Here is a 17,094-nt window from a genome sequence, read left to right on the forward strand (position 1 = left end):
CCCCCATGCCCAAGTTCTTCATCAATCACCCGGTCTTCGCCTGGGTCGTCGCGATCCTGATCTCGCTGGCCGGCGTGATCTCGATCCTCAATATGGGTATCGAGTCCTACCCCAACGTGGCGCCGCCGCAGATCACGGTGCAGGCGACCTACCCCGGCGCCAGCGCGAGCACCACCGAACGCTCGGTCACCCAGGTGATCGAGCAGCAGCTGACCGGCATCGACAACCTGCTGTACTTCAGCTCGACGTCCAGCTCTTCGGGCCGCGCCACGATCACCCTGACCTTCGAGACCGGCACTAATCCGGACATCGCCCAGGTGCAGGTGCAGAACAAGGTGTCGCTGGCCCAGCCGCGCCTGCCCAGTGAGGTGACCGCGCAGGGCGTGGTGGTGGCCAAGGCCAACGCCGGCTTCCTGATGGTGGTCGGCGTGCAGTCCGAGAACGCCTCGATCGACCGCAACCACCTCAACGACATCATCGCCTCGCGCGTGCTCGACCAGATCTCGCGCGTGCCGGGCGTGGGCAGCACCCAGCACTTCGGTTCCGAGTACGCCATGAACATCTGGCTGGATCCGCTGAAGCTGCAGGGCTACAACATGTCCGCCAGCCAGGTGCTGGCGGCGGTCAAGGCGCAGAACGTGCAGTTCGCCGCCGGCTCGATGGGCTCGGACCCGGCGCCGGAAGGCCAGGCCTTCCAGGTCACGGTCTCGGCCGAGGGGCGCTTCACCGAGCCCGAGCAGTTCGAGAACATCATCCTGCGCGCGGACAACGACGGTGCGACCGTGCGCCTGAAGGACGTGGCGCGTGTGGCCTTCGGCGCGCAGAACTACGGCTTTGACACCAAGTACAACGGCAAGCCGGTCGGCGCCTTCGCCATCCAGCTGCTGCCCGGCGCCAACGCGCTGAGCGTGTACGAGGCGGTCGAGGCCAAGATGAACGACCTGGCGGCCAGCTTCCCGCCGGGCGTCACCTGGTTCACGCCGTACGAGACCACCACCTTCGTCAAGATCTCCATCGAGGAAGTGGTCCACACGCTGATCGAGGCCATCATCCTGGTCTTCCTGGTGATGCTGATCTTCCTGCAGAACTTCCGCGCGACGATCATCCCCACCCTGGTGATCCCGGTGGCGCTGCTGGGCACCTTCATGGGCCTGGACATCATCGGCTTCACCATCAACCAGCTGACCATGTTCGCCATGGTGCTGGCGATCGGCATCGTGGTGGACGATGCGATCGTGGTAATCGAGAACGTCGAGCGCATCATGGCCGAGGAGAAGCTCCCGCCGCGCGAGGCCACGATCAAGGCGATGGAGCAGATCACCGGCGCGGTGGTGGCCATCACCGTGGTGCTGGCGGCCGTGTTCATCCCGTCGGCCCTGCAGGGCGGCGCCTCGGGCGAGATCTACAAGCAGTTCGCGCTGACCATCGCCATCTCGATGGGCTTCTCGGCGTTCCTGGCGCTGGGCTTCACCCCTTCGCTGTGCGCCAGCTTCCTCAAGCAGCACGATGAGAACAGCCACGAGAAGAAGAAGAACATCGTCTTCCGCACCTTCGAGAAGTACTACGGCAAGACCGAGAAGGGCTATGTGGGGATGATCGGCCGGCAGGTGCGCCACGCGCCGCGCTGGATGCTGCTGTTCGCCGTGCTGGTGGTGCTGACCGGCTTCCTGTTCACGCGCATCCCCACCAGCTTCGTCCCCGAGGAAGACCAGGGCTACGCACTGGCCATCGTGCAGACCCCGCCGGGGACGCCGATGCAGAAGACCAACGAGGTCATGGACCAGATCCGCGGCACGCTGGGCAAGCTGGATGGCTTCGAAGGCATGATGCAGATCACCGGCTTCAGCTTCCTGGGCCAGGGCGAGAACGTGGGCATGGCCTTCATCCGCCTCAAGCCCTGGGACGATCGCCCGGTGGCCACGCAGTTCATCGGCCAGGCCAACGGCGCACTGCAGGGCATCAAGGGCGCGCAGATCTTCGTGGTCAACCTGCCGACCATCCAGGGCCTGGGCCAGTTCGGCGGCTTCGACATGTGGCTGCAGGACCGCACCGGCGCCGGCCAGGATGCGCTGATGGCCGCGCGCAACCAGCTGCTGGGCATCGCCTCGCAGGACAAGTCGCTGATGCAGGTGCGCCCCAACACGCTGGAGAACGCCCCGCAGCTGCAGCTGAAGGTCGACCGCGTGCAGGCGCAGTCGATGGGCCTGTCGGTCAGCGACATCTACACCTCGATCCAGCTGATGCTGGCGCCGGTGTACGTCAACGACTTCTTCTACGGTGGCCGCATCAAGCGCGTGAACATGCGTGCCGACGCGCCCTTCCGCACCGGTCCTGAGTCGCTGGAGCAGTTCTACGTGCCCAGCAGCACCGAGAGCGATGCGCAGGGCAATCCGTCGATGATCCCGCTGTCCAACGTGGTGTCGACCAGCTGGGCCTCGCTGCCGCCGTCGCTGGCGCGCTACAACGGCTATTCGGCGGTCAACATCAACGGTTCGCCGGCGCCGGGCAGCTCCTCGGGCCAGGCCATGGCCACCATGGAAGGCATCGTGCGCGACAAGCTGCCGGCCGGCTTCGGCTTCGACTGGTCGGGCATGAGCTACCAGGAAATCCTGGCCGGAAACAGCCAGACCCTGCTGCTGGTGCTGTCGCTGGTGGTGGTGTTCCTGTGCCTTGCGGCGCTGTACGAGAGCTGGTCGATCCCGGTCTCGGTGCTGCTGGTGGTGCCGCTGGGCGCCCTGGGCGCGCTGGCCTTCACCATGCTGCGCGGCCTGTCCAACGACATCTTCTTCCAGATCGGCCTGATCACCGTGATCGGCCTGGCGGCGAAGAACGCGATCCTGATCGTGGAGTTCGCGGTGATGGAACGCGCGCAGGGCCGCACGCTGCACGACGCCATCGTCAACGCCGCGCACCTGCGCATGCGCCCGATCCTGATGACCTCCTTCGCCTTCATCATGGGCGTGGTGCCGATGGCCCTGTCCAGCGGCGCCGGCGCCAACGCGCGCCACGCCATCTCCACCGGCGTGATCGGCGGCATGGTGTTCGCCACGGTGCTGGGCCTGCTGCTGATCCCGATGTTCTTCATCGTGGTGCGGCGCCTGCTGGGCGACAAGATGGACGAGCCCTCCAAGGAATACCTGGCCTCGCACCAGGACGGCGGGCAGGACGGCCAGCCGCCGCGTCAGGACACCCCGCAGGGGCACGGCGGTCACTGATCGCTTTCCTTGAGGTCCTGAAACGCAAGAAGCCCCGGTGATGCCGGGGCTTCTTGCTTGGGGCTGGGTGTTGCTTGGGGTCGGTCTTGCTTGGTGGGAGCCGCCATGGCGGCGAGGGGCTTTACCGGGAAAGCTTCATCGCCGCGATGGCGGCTCCCACAGCGGTGCCAAGCGGCAGGCCTCTCTCTTGTGAAAGGCGCCGCACGTGATTCCTGAATTTTGAGTCAGCAAGCATCAACCTGACCCGTCATTCCCGCGAACGCGGGAATCCAGTGCCTTGCGCCTGTCCGCGCGAAAGTCCCTGGGTTCCCGCGTGCGCGGGAACGACGGTAGGAGCGTTGGTGCCGATTGCAAATGCAAAGCCGCCGGCACGCCCGGGGCGGCCAGCACCCCGCGCGGCTTTCAGCGCAGCCCGGTCTCCGCGCGCGCGATCACCAGGCGCTGGATCTCGCTGGTGCCCTCGTAGATCTCGGTGATCTTGGCGTCGCGGAAGTAGCGCTCCAGCGGCATCTCCTTGGAGTACCCCATGCCGCCATGGATCTGCACGGCCTGGTGGGTGATCCACATCGCCGCCTCCGAGGCGGTGAGCTTGGCGATGGCCGCCTCGCTGCTGAAGGGCTTGCCCTGGCCCTTGAGCCACGCGGCGCGGAGGGTCAGCAACAGCGAAGCGTCCAGCTTGCACTTCATGTCGGCGATCTTGGCCTGGGTCATCTGGAAGGTGCCGATCGGCGCGCCGAAGGCCTTGCGCTCCTTCACGTACTCGACGGTCTTCTCGTAGGCGGCGCGGGCGATGCCGATGGCCTGCGAGGCGATGCCGATGCGGCCGGCGTCCAGCACGCCCATGGCGATCTTGAAGCCCTGCCCTTCCTCGCCGATCACCTCGGCTGGCTGGGCCACGTAGTCGGCGAACTCGATCTCGCAGGTGGCCGAGGCGCGGATGCCGAGCTTGGGCTCGGTCTTGCCGCGGTGGAAGCCCGCCCTGTCGGTGTCGACGATGAAGGCGGTGATGCCGCGCGCGCCCTTGTCCGGGTCGGTCATGGCGAACAGCACGATGTACTTGGCCACCGGCCCCGAGGTGATCCAGCTCTTCTTGCCGTTGATCACGAAGCTGCCGTCGGCCTGCCGCACCGCGCGGCAGCGCATGGCCGTGGCATCCGAGCCGGACTGCGGCTCGGTCAGGGCGAAGGCGCCGATCTGGCTGCCGTCGGCGATGGCGCGCACATAGGTCTGCTTCTGTTCCTCGCTGCCGAACTTCAAAAGGCCGGTGCAGTACAGCGAGTTGTTGACCGACATGATGGTCGAGTGCGCGCCGTCGCCGGCCGCCACCTCGATCATCGCCAGCACGTAGCTGATCGGGTCCATGCCGGCGCCGCCGTACTCGTCCGGCACCTCGATGCCCATCAGGCCGTTCTCGCCCAGCAGCCGGATGTTCTCCAGCGGGAACTCGCCGGTCTTGTCGAAGTGCTCGGCGCTGGGCGCGATCTTTTCCTGAGCGATGCGGCGGGCCACATCCTGGATCATCAGCTGCTCGTCGGTGTATCCGAAATCCACGGTCGTTCCCCTCCCATTGGGTGATGGCAACGATTGTAGCGAACCACCATGCGGTTGCGTATGGAATTGACCGGGCGCAGCAGCGCCGGCAAAATATCTCCATATCTTGATATAGAGATAAATATGGATCTGGAAGCCTGGTCGGCGCGCCTGAAGGTCTTCGCCGACGCCACCCGCGTGCGTCTGCTGGCCCTGCTGGCCGGCGAGGAGCTGACCGTGGCCGAGCTGTCGGCCATCACCCGGCTGGCCCAGCCGCGGGTGTCCACGCATCTGGCCAAGCTCAAGGATTCGGGCCTGGTGCGCGACCGCCGCGCCGGCGTGTCGGCGTATTACCGCTTCGACGAGGACAACCTGGATCCGGCCCAGCGCGAGCTGTGGCGCAGCCTGCGCGCCGGCAGCGACGACCCGCTGCTGCGCCAGGACGCCGAGCGCGTGGCCGAGGTGCTGGCCGCGCGCGCCGCCACGCAGAACTGGGCCGACAGCGTGGCCGGCGACATGGAGCGCCATTATTCGCCGGGCCGCACCTGGGAGGCGCTGGCGCGCACCGCCCTGCCGCTGCTGCACACCGGCGACGTGCTCGACATCGCCTCCGGCGACGGCGTGCTGGCCGAGCTGCTCTCGCCGCATTCGCACCGCTACGTCTGCGTGGACACCAGTGCACGCGTGGTCGCCGCCGCGGGCGAACGCCTGCGCCGCTTCCCCAATGTGGAGGTGCGCGAAGGCGACATGCATGCGCTGCCGTTCGAGGCCGGCACCTTCGACCTGGTGGTGCTGATGCATGCGCTGACCTATTCGCAGCGCCCGGCCAAGGCCGTGGCCGAGGCCGCGCGCGTGCTGCGCCCGGGCGGCAAGCTGCTGCTGTCCAGCCTGGGCCGGCACGAGCACCAGTCGGTGGTCAACGCCTACGGCCACGTCAATCTGGGCTTCACCGACGCCGAACTGCGCCGGTTCGCCGAGAAGAGCGGCCTGCAGGTGGCCAGCCTGCAGGTGGTCACGCGCGAACGCCGCCCGCCGCATTTCGAAGTCATCTCGCTGACCGGCATCAAGCCGTGAGGAGCGCCGCATGAGTACCACCCAATCCCTGCCCTGGCTCAACCCGGCCCGCACCCAGCTGCTGCTGGACGCGCTGGCCAGCCGCATCCTGATCATCGATGGCGCGATGGGCACCATGATCCAGCGCCACAGGCTGGAAGAGGCCGACTACCGCGGCGAGCGCTTCGCCGGTGGCTTCGACAGCCTTCAGGCGCAGGATCATGTGCACGGCCCGGGTTGCGACCACGGCCACGACCTCAAGGGCAACAACGACCTGTTGCTGCTCAGCAATCCGCAGGTCATCGCCGGCGTGCACACGGCCTACCTGGAGGCCGGCGCCGACCTGCTGGAGACCAACACCTTCAACGCCACCGCCGTCAGCCAGGCCGACTATCACCTGGAACACCTGGTCTACGAGTTGAACAAGGAAGGCGCGCGCATCGCCCGCCAGTGCTGCGACGCCGTCGAGGCCACCACGCCGGACAAGCCGCGTTTCGTGATCGGCGTGCTGGGGCCGACCAGCCGCACGGCTTCGATCAGCCCGGACGTCAACGACCCGGGGTTTCGCAACACCAGTTTCGAGGCCCTGCGCCAGACCTATCGCGAGGCGGTGGAAGGCCTGATCGACGGCGGCGCCGACACGCTGATGGTCGAGACCATCTTCGACACGCTCAACGCCAAGGCCGCGCTGTTCGCCATCGAGGAAGCCTTCGACGGGCGTGGCGCGCGGCTGCCGGTGATGATCTCCGGCACCATCACCGATGCCTCCGGGCGCACGCTGTCCGGGCAGACGGCCGAGGCGTTCTACACCTCGCTGATGCACGCCCGCCCGCTGTCGATTGGCCTGAACTGCGCGCTGGGCGCCAAGGATCTGCGCCCGCACGTGGAGACGCTGGCGACCGTGGCGGACTGCTATGTCAGCGCGCATCCCAACGCCGGCCTGCCCAATGCCTTCGGCGAGTACGACGAGACGCCGGAGGAAATGGCCGAGACGCTGCACGAGTTCGCCACCGCCGGCCTGCTCAACCTGGTCGGCGGCTGCTGCGGCACCTCGCCGGACCACATCCGCGCCATCGCCGAGGCCGTGGCCGGCATCGCGCCGCGCCAGCTGCCGCAGCGCCTGGCGCAGGCGGCCTGAGATGGGCATGAAGAAGGTCCTGCTCATCGGGGCCAGCGGCACGCTCGGTCGTGCTGTGCAGGCTGTGCTCGCGCCGCGCTACGAGGTGATCGCCGCCTCGCGCCACGACGCCAGCCACCCGGTCGACCTGCGCGACGAGGCCAGCGTGCTGGCACTGTTCGAACGCGTGGGCCGCCTCGACGCCATTGTCTCCACCACCGGCAACGTGCATTTCGGCCCGCTGGCGCAGATGACCGCGGCCCAGTTCGACAGCGGCCTGCAGGACAAGCTGCTCGGTCAGGTGCGCCTGGCGCTGCTGGGCCAGCGGCATCTCAACGACGGCGGCTCGATCACGCTCACCACCGGCATCCTGGCCGAACAGCCGATCGCCCAGGGCGTCAACGCCACCGCGGTGAACGCGGCGGTGGAGGGCTTCGTGCGCGCGGCGGCCTGCGAACTGCCGCGCGGCCTGCGCATCAACGCGGTCAGCCCCACGGTCCTGGCCGAGGCGTGGGACGCCTACGCCGATTTCTTCCCCGGTTTCGAGCCGGTCCCCGCCGCCCGCGCGGCGCTGGCCTTCCAGCGCAGCATCGAGGGCGTGCAGACCGGACAGATTTACAAGGTCTGGTGATGTCCACTGCTGCACCCTCGCCCCGCTACACCCGCCTGTCCGGCCTGGAACCGCTGGTCATCACCCCGCAGCTGCTGTTCGTCAACGTCGGCGAACGCACCAACGTCACCGGCAGCGCGCAGTTCCGCAAGATGATCAAGGAGGAGCGCTACGAGGAGGCGGTGGAGGTCGCCCGCCAGCAGGTGGAGAACGGCGCGCAGATCCTCGACGTCAACATGGACGAGGGCCTGATCGACTCGGAGAAGGCGATGGTGCGCTTTCTCAACCTGATCGCCTCCGAGCCGGACATCGCCCGCATTCCGGTGATGGTGGACAGCTCCAAGTGGAGCGTGATCGAGGCCGGCCTGCAGTGCCTGCAGGGCAAGGGCGTGGTCAACTCGATCTCGCTGAAGGAGGGCGAGGACGCCTTCATCGAACACGCGCGCAAGGTGCTGCGCTACGGCGCCGCCGCGGTGGTGATGGCCTTCGACGAGACCGGCCAGGCCGACACCTGCGCGCGCAAGGTCGAGATCTGCACGCGCGCCTACCGCATCCTCACCGAGCGGGTCGGCTTCCCGCCCGAGGACATCATCTTCGATCCCAACATCTTCGCAGTGGCCACCGGCATCGAGGAGCACGACAACTACGCGGTGGACTTCATCGAGGCCACGCGCATCATCAAGGACACCTTGCCGCACTGCCACGTGTCCGGCGGCGTGTCCAACGTGTCCTTCTCCTTTCGCGGCAACGAGACGGTGCGCGCGGCGATCCACTCGGTGTTCCTGTACCACGCCATCAGGGCCGGCATGGACATGGGCATCGTCAACGCCGGCGCGCTGCCGATCTACGACGACCTGGACCCGGAGCTGCGCGAGCGTGTGGAGGATGTGATCCTCAACCGCCGCAAGGACGGCACCGAGCGCCTGCTGGAGATTGCCGAACGCTACAAGGGCAAGAAGGGCGAGAAGCGGGTCGAGGACCTGGCCTGGCGCGAGAAGTCGGTGCGCGACCGCCTCGCCCACGCGCTGGTCAACGGCATCGACGCCTACGTCGAGGCCGACACGGAGGAGGCGCGCGCCCAGGCCGCGCGTCCGCTGGATGTGATCGAAGGCCCGCTGATGGACGGCATGAACGTGGTCGGCGACCTGTTCGGCGCGGGCAAGATGTTCCTGCCCCAGGTGGTGAAGTCCGCGCGGGTGATGAAGAAGGCGGTGGCCTATCTGCTGCCCTTCATCGAAGAGGAGAAGCTGCGCACCGGCGATGTGGGCAAGTCCAACGGCAAGATCATCATGGCCACGGTCAAAGGCGACGTGCACGACATCGGCAAGAACATCGTCGGTGTGGTCCTGGCCTGCAACAACTTCGACGTGGTCGACCTGGGCGTGATGGTGCCGACCCAGACCATCCTGGACCGCGCCCGTGCCGAGAATGCCGACATCATCGGCCTGTCCGGCTTGATCACGCCCTCGCTGGAGGAGATGACCCACGTGGCGCGCGAGATGCAGCGCCAGGGCTTCGAGATGCCGCTGATGATCGGCGGCGCCACCACCTCGCGCGCGCACACCGCGCTGAAGATCGACCCGCACTACAGCGCGCCGACGATCTGGGTCAAGGACGCCTCGCGCGCGGTGGGCGTGGCCCAGTCGCTGATCTCGCGCGACATGCGCAGCGCCTTCGTCGCCGCCAACGACGCCGACTACGCCGAGATCCGCGAGCGCCACAAGAATCGCGGTGACGCCAAGCGCCTGGTCACGTTAGCCAAGGCGCGCGGGCAGAAGTTCGACGGCGGCTGGGACCACTACACGCCACCGGCGCCCAGGCGCCTGGGTATCACCGTGCTGGACGACTATCCGCTGGCCGAGCTGGTGGACTGCATCGACTGGACGCCGTTCTTCAACGCCTGGGAGCTGTTCGGCAAGTATCCGGCCATCCTGACCGACGCCGTGGTCGGCGCCCAGGCCAGCGAGCTGTTCCGCGATGCGCAGGCGATGCTCAAGCAGATCGTCGAGGAGAAATGGCTGACCGCCAAGGCCGTGTTCGGCCTGTGGCCGGCCAACAGCGTGGGCGACGATGTCGAGGTGGTCGTGGGGGACCACCGGGATTCGGGATTGGAGATTGGAGATTCAACGCAGCCAGCCCCATCCCCAATCCCGAATCCCCAATCCCGGCACTTCCTGCGCTTCCTGCGCCAGCAGGTCGACAAGCCGGCCGATCGTCCGGACTTCTGCCTGGCCGACTTCATCGCGCCCAAGGACAGCGGCAAGCAGGACTGGATCGGCGCGTTCGCGGTGACCGCAGGCATCGGCATCGAGCCGCATGTGGCACGCTTCGAGGCCGCCCACGATGACTACAACGCGATCCTGCTCAAGGCCCTGGCCGACCGCCTGGCCGAGGCCCTGGCCGAACGCCTGCACCAGCGTGTGCGTACCGAGTTCTGGGGCTATGCGGCCGACGAAGCGCTCGACAACGCCGCGCTGATCGCCGAGAAGTACCGCGGCATCCGCCCTGCCCCCGGCTATCCGGCCTGCCCGGAGCACAGCGAGAAGGGCCTGCTGTTCGAACTGCTGGACGCCCCCCGGAACGCCGGGATGACCCTGACCGAGAGCTTCGCCATGCTGCCCACCGCGGCGGTGAGCGGCTACTACTTCAGCCACCCCGGCGCGCAGTACTTCGTCGTCGGCCGCGTCTCCAAGGAACAGGTCGCCGACTACGCCCGGCGCAAGGGCGTGGAGCTGGCCCAGGCCGAACGCTGGCTGGCTTCAAACCTGGACTACGACCCGGAATAGCGCCGCCTCCAGCGCCTGCCCCGAGACCCGGGCCGCTTACCAGCGGCGCATGAGAGGGCTGCGCAGGTGCGTGGTATTCGGGGCCTTGGCATCGACATCCGTGCGCCTGCCATCGATCGCCCTCAGGTACAGCCCACTGCTGCGGCACACGTTGATATCGCTGTAGAGCAATGTGCGGCCGCCACGAAAGCCAATGCGGAAGTCTTGCACGCAATGCGCGCCGGAGACTTCGATGATCGCCACGTTGAAGCCTCCAGGCAGTGGCGCGATCGTGACCGGTACAAAAGTGCCATCGCCGGCGGGTGCCACCGAAACCGACACCACGCTGTCGTAGCTGGTATTGATCAGCTTGAAATAGCGTGTGTCGCTTCCCTCGGCGTGAGCGTTGGCAGCATGAGACGCAGTCGCAAGCAGCGCGACCAGGGCGAGGTGATGCACGATGGACATTGCGGTGGCTCCGGCACGGGAAAAGGAGCCGGAGGCGGGTGACGCACGCTCCGGCACCGCCATCAGGCCGTGGCGTCGTGGCGCTGGGAAGCAATTCGGGACCAATCGTAGTAGTGCGCCCACCAATCGTAGCCGGCCGCCGGAATCGCTTCCGACGGCATGCAAATGCGCCTACGATGCGGCCGCCCTCACCGAGCGCCGGAGGGCAAGACGCCGTCGCCCTGATCCGCACGCCACCATCCGCAAGCCAAGTCGACACCGGAGCAGCATGAAGATCCGCCTGGGCAGTCTCAAGATCGGCCTGTTCGCCTACATGGCGTTGTGGACAGCGGTCGCGCTGCTATTCGCTCTTCAGAACAAGCTCAACCACGGAATGCCCGCCACCAACTGGCCGCTCTGGGACATGCTCCGTTGGTCGTTGATCCAGTGGTACACCTGGGCGGCCCTCGCACCCACGGTGTTCCGGCTGGCCGAGCGCTACCCGGTACGCGATACGCTGATCTTCCACGGGTTGGGCAGGCAGCTTCTGATCAGCCTGTGCGTGACGTTCATAGCGATGATGATCGGCGCGATGGTGTCCACGCTGTTCGAACCCAGCGGCTTCGACGAACAGCTGAGGTACTTCCTGCAGCAACACTACGCGATAGGCCTGTTGACCTATTGGATGTTGTTCGCCATCCAGCAGGCCGTCCACTTCCACGCCGAGAAAGCGCGACGTGAGCTGGAGGCCAGCCAGCTGGCGACCGACCTGGCACAATCGCGGCTGCTCGTACTCAGGTCGCAGCTGCAGCCGCATTTCTTGTTCAACACGCTGCACGCCATCATCACCCTGCTCGAAGAGGACAGCGCCTCGGCCGAGGACATGCTGCTGCGCCTAAGCGAACTGCTGCGTGCGTTCCTGGAGGACTACGATGGCCAGGAAATCAGCCTGCGCCAGGAACTGGTGTTGTTGGAGCTTTATCTTGGCATCCAGCGCACACGCTTCAAGGACCGCCTGACTACACGGATCTACATCGCTCCTGACACGCTCGACTGCGCGGTGCCGAGCCTGATCCTGCAGCCGATCGTCGAGAACGCGATCCACCACGGCATCGGCAAGCGCGTGGGCGCGGACAGCATCGAGATCGAGAGCCGCCGCGAAGGCGATATGCTTTACCTGGACGTGCGCAACCGTAACAGCGACATCGACAATCAAGGTGCTAGCACTCGCGCCGACCCGCGCGCCTGCGATACCAGACAGGCCCCTAGTCACGGCATCGGCCTGTCCAACACCCGCCTGCGGCTGAAGGAGCTGTATGGCGATGCCGCGCGGGTGCGCCTGGATATCACCTGGCCGCAGGGCGTCGTCTGCCGCATCCAGTTGCCGTTCCGCGCATTCGAAGAGCCCACGGCCGAAACATTCGGACGCGACAGCCGAGGAGTAGCCGCCAACAGGCGCGACGCCGGCCTGTTCAACGAAGAAGACGACCCCGAAGTGCCGCGCGCATGAGTATCACCGCGCTGGTCATCGACGACGAGCCAATCGCGCGGCTTGCGATCGTTCGGCTGTTGCGCGATGACCCTGAGATCGAACTGGTCGGCGAGTGCGGCGATGGCGTATCCGCCGTCGAAAGGATCCGCGAGAGTTCGCCCGATCTGGTGTTCCTGGACATCCAGATGCCCGGCATCACCGGTCTCGACGTGGTGGCGACGATCGGCGCTTCGCGCATGCCGGCGACCGTCTTCGTGACCGCCTACGAACAGTTCGCGGTGCGCGCCTTCGATGCCAACGCCGTCGACTATCTGGTCAAGCCATTCGGCCGCGAACGTTTCGCCGATGCGCTTCGCCGGGTCAAGTTACGGCTGGCGGCGGTGCAGGGCTCAGACGGCGAGGCCGCCGCGCGGATCATGCAAGCGCTGGATATGCTGCGCCAGCGCGAGGACTACCTGGTGCGCATCCCGGTGCGCGAAGGCGAGCGTGTGGTTTTCGTCGATGTCCAGGACATCATCTGGATCCGCTCAAACCGCAACAATGTGCAGATTCACGTGCCTGGCCGCGTGCACGAGCTGCGCGAGACCATGACGACGCTGCAGGCGCGCCTTGACCCGCAACGCTTCGCGCGTGTCCACCGCTCGGCGATCGTCAACATTCAGCGCATCAAGACGATCGATCCCTGGTTCAACGGCCACCATGTGGTCACGATGGACAACGGCCAGCAACTGCGTATGAGCCGTTACCAGCATGAGACCTTCATGCGCCTGGTGACCACGCAGCGTCCCGGCGCCCAGGCTCCGAAAATTCCGCGATGACCGATCATCAGGCGCATGGCCGCAAGAAGGAAGACGGCAAGCAGCCACTTCTCGTGGACCAAGCCCCCCCCCCTCGTTATGCAGAGCTCCATCGCCGCCATGCCTGCTCCCGCGGAACACCGCGTTTTGCTCTTCAGCGAGCGAGAAAGGTCTTCCCCGAAAAGAAGGGCCGCCGCTCCTCCGAAGCCATGGACATCCATGCGCCGCGGCCCCTGGTTTGGGAAGGGCCCAAAAAAAGCCCCGCGTCAGCGGGGCTTTTTGATGACAATCGGGTCAGGCGTCAGTCGCCCTGCTGCTTCTGCAGGTGCTCCCAGCGCTCCTGCGCATCCAGGGTGCGCTCGGCGGTCAGGCGCGCCTCCAGGCGCTCCAGGCCGATTTCCTCGCCGGTGTCGACGCAGTAGCCGTAGTCGCCTGCGTCCAGGCGCTTGAGCGTGCTGTCGATCTTGCCGATCAACTTGCGGTAGCGGTCGCGGGTGCGCAGTTCCAGGGAGTTCTCGGTCTCGCGGGTGGCGCGCTCGGCCTCGTCGCCGACGTCGCGCACTTCGTCCTTGAGGTTCTCGATGGTCTGCTTGGATTCCTCGACCAGGTCGGCGCGCCACTGCAGCAGGCGCTGGCGGAAGTACTCAAGCTGCAGCGGGCCCATGTATTCCTCGTCGGCCTTGGGCTTGTAGCCGGCCGGCAGCACGGGGCGGCCGGTGGCCTCGTCGACGGTGTACTCGACCTTGCGGACCTTGCCCTTGGGGGCGGGTTCCGGGGTGCGTCCGGTGACCGCGACGGCGATCTTGCCGGTCACGCGGGCAACGGCGGGCTTGGCCTGGGCGGCGGGTTTTTCGGTTTTCGAAGGGGTCTTGGAAGCGGGCACTGTGTTCTTTGCAGGGGCAGCCTTGGCAGCCGACGCTACAGGGGCCGATGTCGCGGCGGTCTTCACTGCGGGGGCCTTGCTGGGGCTGGTCGCCTTGGCGGGAGCGGATTTAGCCGGAGCGGGCTTGGCAGCCGGCTGCGGAGCGGTCTTCGGCGCGGCCTTCCCTGCCGTGGCCTTCTTGGCCGGCGCGGGCGCCGGCTTCTTCGCCGCCGTGGTCTTGGCGGCGGTGCTGGGGTTCGTGGCCTTCTTCACGGGTGCGGTCTTGCCTGCCGTCTTCTTGGCGGGCGCAGGCGCGGCCTTCTTGGCCACCACGCCCTTGGCCGGCGACTTGGCGACGGCCGCCTTCTTGGCGACGACAGCGGTCTTGGCGGCCTTGACGGCCTTTTTTGCGGGTTTCTTGGCTGCCACGAACAGCGTCCTTGAATCATTCCCGGGCCGGGAAAAGCGGGCCTTTATAGCCTACCCGGACAGGTGCGGCAACCACACCAATCACAGGCGCGCAAAACCATGGCTTATCATCGGACCATGCTTCAACGCGGACTCATCGCCCTGTTGCGCGGCTACAAGCGCTTCATCAGCCCGCTGCTGGGCCCACGCTGCCGTTTCGAGCCGACCTGCTCGGTCTACGCCATGCAGGCGATCGAGCGCTTCGGCCCGCTGCGCGGCGGCTGGATGGCGCTGCGCCGGATCGGCCGCTGCCATCCGCTGCATCCGGGCGGCGACGACCCGGTGCCGCCCGCGCCCCACGCCTCTTCACCGCATTCAGGATCCTGCCGATGCCCGCCACCGTGATCGTCAACGCCCGTATGGTCAACGAGGGGCGCGAGACCACAGGTGATCTCAGCATCGAGAACGGCCGCATCACGCGCATCGCGCCGCAGATCGCGATCAACGCCGGCCAGACGGTGATCGAGGCCGGCGGCCGCTGGCTGCTGCCCGGCATGATCGACGACCAGGTGCACTTCCGCGAGCCGGGCCTGACCCACAAGGGCGATCTGGCCACCGAGTCGGCCGCGGCCGTGGCCGGCGGGCTGACCAGCTTCATGGACATGCCCAACACCAACCCGCCCACCCTCACCGCCGAGGCGCTGGAGGCCAAGTACGCGCTGGCCAAGGGGCGGGCCTGGGGCAACCACGGCTTCTACATGGGCGCCAGCAACGACAACCTGGCGCAGATCCAGCGCGTCGATCCGCGCGCCACGCCCGGGGTGAAGGTGTTCATGGGCGCCTCCACCGGCAACATGCTGGTGGACGATCCGGACACGCTGGACGCGATCTTCCGCGACGCGCCGGTGCCGATCATCACCCACTGCGAGGACACCCCGACCATCAACGCCAACCTGGCGCGCTACCGCGCGCAGTACGGCGATGAGATCCCGGTGGAGTTCCATCCCGACATCCGCTCGCGCCAGGCGTGCATCGCCTCCACGCGCCTGGCGCTGTCGCTGGCCAGGCGGCACGGCACGCGCCTGCACGTGCTGCACCTGTCCACCGCCGACGAGCTGGCGCTGTTCAGCGCCGGGCCGCTGGTGGACAAGGCCGGCAAGCGCCTGAAGCAGATCACCGCCGAGACGTGCATCCACTTCCTGCGCTTCGACCGCACCGACTACGCGCGCCTGGGCAACCTGATCAAGTGCAATCCGGCGATCAAGGACCCGGCCGACCGCGTCGCGCTGATCAAGGCCGTGGCCGAGAACGTCATCGACGTGCTGGCCACCGACCATGCGCCGCACACCCTGGACGAGAAGTCCCAGACCGACTACACCAAGGCGCCCGGCGGCCTGCCGCTGGTGCAGTACGCGCTGGTGGCCGCGCTGGAGCTGGTGCACGAGAAGAAGCTCAGCATCGCCCAGGTGGTGCAGAAGTTCGCCCATGCGCCGGCGCAGCTGTTCGACATCAAGGAGCGCGGCTTCCTGCGCGAGGGCTACTGGGCCGACCTAGTGCTGGTGGAGGACGAGGACTTCACCGTCAGGCGCGAGGACGTGCTGTCCAAATGCGAGTGGTCGCCGTTCGAGGGCACCACCTTCCACCACAAGATCGACGCGACCTGGGTCAACGGGCGCATGGTGTGGAACGGCGAGCAGCTGGTCGGTACGCCGCGCGGCATGCGCCTGGAGTTCGAGCGTTGAGGCGGCTTTGGCTGGCCGCGCTGCTGGCGCTGGCCGGCGGCGCCACGGTCCTGGGCGGGGCCGCGGCGCAGGCGCAGCAGGCTGAAGCGGCGACCTTCCCCGCGTCGGTGTCGCAGGGCGCGCTGGTGTTCGGCAAGGTCGCGCCAGGCAGCGTGGTGCGCTATGGCGGACGCACGCTGCGGGTGAGCGGCTATGGCACGGTGGTGTTCGGCGTGGGCCGCAACGAGACCGGGCCGCTGCGCGTGCAGGTGGGCGCGCCGGGCGCGGCTGCGCAGACCGTCGAGATCGCGGTGACGCCGCGCGACTGGCCGACCGAGCGCGTCAACGGCGTCCCGCCCAAGTCCGTCAACCCGCCGCCGGAGATCGCCGCGCGCATCGAGCGCGAACAGGCCGCGGTGACGGCGGTGCGCACGCGCGACGATGACCGCACCGACTTCGCCACGCCCTTCATCTGGCCGGTGCAGGGACGGATCAGCGGGCGCTTCGGCAATGCCCGGGTCTACAACGGCCAGCCCTCGCCCGCCGGGCATTCGGGCATGGATATCGCGGTGCCGACCGGCACGCCGGTCAAGGCGCCGGCCGGCGGCGTGGTGACCTTCGCCGCGCCCGACCTGTACCTCACCGGCGGCACGCTGGTGCTGGACCATGGCTTCGGCGTGAGCTCCAACTTCCTGCACCTCTCGCGCATCGACGTGAAGGTGGGCGACGTGGTGCGGCAAGGCCAGGTGATCGCCGCGGTGGGCGCCACCGGGCGTGCGACCGGGCCGCATCTGCATTGGGGGGTGAACTGGTTCGATGTGCGCATCGATCCGCTGCTGGTGCTGGAGCGCGGGAAGTAGCGTCCGAGGGTTGGGTCAGCGAGTTGATCCGTGGGAGCCGCCCTTGTGGCCTTTTCGGCCAATGGCGGCGATGGGGCCTTACCGGTAAAGCCACTCGCCGCCATGGCGGCTCCCACTGCCTACCCCCTACCCTTCGCTGTCGGCCCATCGGCCGGGCATTGCCGGTATAACCGGATCGTCAGCGCCCGGCGTCTGCGGCCTTGTGGCGTGGATCCGG

Annotated in this window: 13 protein-coding genes; 10 read left to right on the forward strand and 3 right to left on the reverse strand. The window is 67.3% G+C overall.

Annotated elements, in window-relative coordinates:
* Positions 1-5 precede the first annotated feature (5 nt).
* Positions 6-3,215: a multidrug efflux RND transporter permease subunit gene (locus tag WFQ05_RS03510; RefSeq protein WP_130522671.1), complete on the forward strand. Its 3,210-nt coding sequence runs from the start codon at positions 6-8 to the stop codon at positions 3,213-3,215.
* A 402-nt stretch (positions 3,216-3,617) separates the two neighbouring features.
* On the opposite strand, the gene WFQ05_RS03515 is transcribed toward WFQ05_RS03510, so the two are convergent.
* Positions 3,618-4,766 carry an acyl-CoA dehydrogenase family protein gene (locus tag WFQ05_RS03515; protein WP_337052651.1) on the reverse strand — a complete coding sequence of 383 codons (1,149 nt, stop codon included), beginning with the start codon at positions 4,764-4,766 and terminating at the stop codon, positions 3,618-3,620.
* 123 nt (positions 4,767-4,889) lie between these two features.
* On the opposite strand from WFQ05_RS03515, the gene WFQ05_RS03520 reads away from it, so the two are divergent.
* Genes WFQ05_RS03520 through metH form a run of 4 tightly spaced genes read left to right on the forward strand, consistent with a single transcriptional unit; the run spans position 4,890 to position 10,311 of the window.
* The gene (locus tag WFQ05_RS03520) at positions 4,890-5,819 is read left to right on the forward strand and encodes a metalloregulator ArsR/SmtB family transcription factor (RefSeq protein ID WP_130518140.1); all 930 of its coding nucleotides are present in this window, start codon (positions 4,890-4,892) and stop codon (positions 5,817-5,819) included.
* A 10-nt stretch (positions 5,820-5,829) separates the two neighbouring features.
* Complete coding sequence (locus WFQ05_RS03525) at positions 5,830-6,936, forward strand: homocysteine S-methyltransferase family protein (RefSeq protein WP_337052652.1); 1,107 nt, start codon at positions 5,830-5,832, stop codon at positions 6,934-6,936.
* 7 nt (positions 6,937-6,943) lie between these two features.
* Positions 6,944-7,546, forward strand: a complete 603-nt coding sequence (locus WFQ05_RS03530; RefSeq protein WP_337052654.1) for a short chain dehydrogenase — start codon at positions 6,944-6,946, stop codon at positions 7,544-7,546.
* Positions 7,546-10,311 carry a methionine synthase gene (gene metH, locus WFQ05_RS03535; RefSeq protein ID WP_337052655.1) on the forward strand — a complete coding sequence of 922 codons (2,766 nt, stop codon included), beginning with the start codon at positions 7,546-7,548 and terminating at the stop codon, positions 10,309-10,311. Before WFQ05_RS03530 ends, metH begins: the two co-directional genes overlap by 1 nt.
* 36 nt (positions 10,312-10,347) lie before the next feature.
* Here the strand turns inward: metH and WFQ05_RS03540 are convergent, their stop codons facing one another.
* Complete coding sequence (locus tag WFQ05_RS03540; RefSeq protein ID WP_337052657.1) at positions 10,348-10,758, reverse strand: hypothetical protein; 411 nt, start codon at positions 10,756-10,758, stop codon at positions 10,348-10,350.
* A gap of 268 nt (positions 10,759-11,026) precedes the next feature.
* Between WFQ05_RS03540 and WFQ05_RS03545 the strand changes: the two genes are divergently transcribed.
* Positions 11,027-12,247, forward strand: a complete 1,221-nt coding sequence (locus WFQ05_RS03545; protein ID WP_337052659.1) for a histidine kinase — start codon at positions 11,027-11,029, stop codon at positions 12,245-12,247.
* Positions 12,244-13,047, forward strand: a complete 804-nt coding sequence (locus tag WFQ05_RS03550; RefSeq protein ID WP_337052660.1) for a LytTR family DNA-binding domain-containing protein — start codon at positions 12,244-12,246, stop codon at positions 13,045-13,047. Before WFQ05_RS03545 ends, WFQ05_RS03550 begins: the two co-directional genes overlap by 4 nt.
* Before the next feature lie 280 nt (positions 13,048-13,327).
* Here WFQ05_RS03550 and dksA read toward each other — a convergent pair whose 3' ends face one another.
* Positions 13,328-14,317 (reverse strand): RNA polymerase-binding protein DksA, encoded by a 990-nt coding sequence (dksA, locus tag WFQ05_RS03555; RefSeq protein WP_130518131.1) that lies wholly within the window; start codon positions 14,315-14,317, stop codon positions 13,328-13,330.
* 99 nt (positions 14,318-14,416) lie between these two features.
* Here dksA and yidD point away from each other — a divergent pair, with 99 nt between their 5' ends.
* Genes yidD through WFQ05_RS03570 form a run of 3 tightly spaced genes read left to right on the forward strand, consistent with a single transcriptional unit; the run spans position 14,417 to position 16,877 of the window.
* Positions 14,417-14,701, forward strand: coding sequence for a membrane protein insertion efficiency factor YidD (gene yidD / locus WFQ05_RS03560; RefSeq protein ID WP_130518129.1), 285 nt, complete (start codon positions 14,417-14,419; stop codon positions 14,699-14,701).
* The gene (locus tag WFQ05_RS03565; protein WP_337052661.1) at positions 14,686-16,038 is read left to right on the forward strand and encodes a dihydroorotase; all 1,353 of its coding nucleotides are present in this window, start codon (positions 14,686-14,688) and stop codon (positions 16,036-16,038) included. The genes yidD and WFQ05_RS03565 overlap by 16 nt, the downstream gene beginning before the upstream one ends.
* A gap of 11 nt (positions 16,039-16,049) precedes the next feature.
* Positions 16,050-16,877, forward strand: a complete 828-nt coding sequence (locus WFQ05_RS03570) for a M23 family metallopeptidase (RefSeq protein WP_337052751.1) — start codon at positions 16,050-16,052, stop codon at positions 16,875-16,877.
* Positions 16,878-17,094 lie beyond the last annotated feature (217 nt).

This window comes from Pseudoxanthomonas sp. USHLN014 (genome assembly GCF_037153335.1).
In the GTDB taxonomy this organism is placed as follows: Bacteria; Pseudomonadota; Gammaproteobacteria; order Xanthomonadales; family Xanthomonadaceae; genus Pseudoxanthomonas_A; species Pseudoxanthomonas_A winnipegensis.

Coding starts and splice junctions, on each gene's coding strand:
- WFQ05_RS03550 (WP_337052660.1), top strand. CDS start 12,244: ATGAGTATCACCGCGCTGGTCATCGACGACGAGCCAATCGCGCGGCTT.
- WFQ05_RS03510 (WP_130522671.1), top strand. CDS start 6: ATGCCCAAGTTCTTCATCAATCACCCGGTCTTCGCCTGGGTCGTCGCG.
- WFQ05_RS03565 (WP_337052661.1), top strand. CDS start 14,686: ATGCCCGCCACCGTGATCGTCAACGCCCGTATGGTCAACGAGGGGCGC.
- yidD (WP_130518129.1), top strand. CDS start 14,417: ATGGCTTATCATCGGACCATGCTTCAACGCGGACTCATCGCCCTGTTG.
- WFQ05_RS03545 (WP_337052659.1), top strand. CDS start 11,027: ATGAAGATCCGCCTGGGCAGTCTCAAGATCGGCCTGTTCGCCTACATG.
- WFQ05_RS03520 (WP_130518140.1), top strand. CDS start 4,890: ATGGATCTGGAAGCCTGGTCGGCGCGCCTGAAGGTCTTCGCCGACGCC.
- metH (WP_337052655.1), top strand. CDS start 7,546: ATGTCCACTGCTGCACCCTCGCCCCGCTACACCCGCCTGTCCGGCCTG.
- WFQ05_RS03530 (WP_337052654.1), top strand. CDS start 6,944: ATGAAGAAGGTCCTGCTCATCGGGGCCAGCGGCACGCTCGGTCGTGCT.
- WFQ05_RS03525 (WP_337052652.1), top strand. CDS start 5,830: ATGAGTACCACCCAATCCCTGCCCTGGCTCAACCCGGCCCGCACCCAG.
- WFQ05_RS03540 (WP_337052657.1), bottom strand. CDS start 10,758: ATGTCCATCGTGCATCACCTCGCCCTGGTCGCGCTGCTTGCGACTGCG.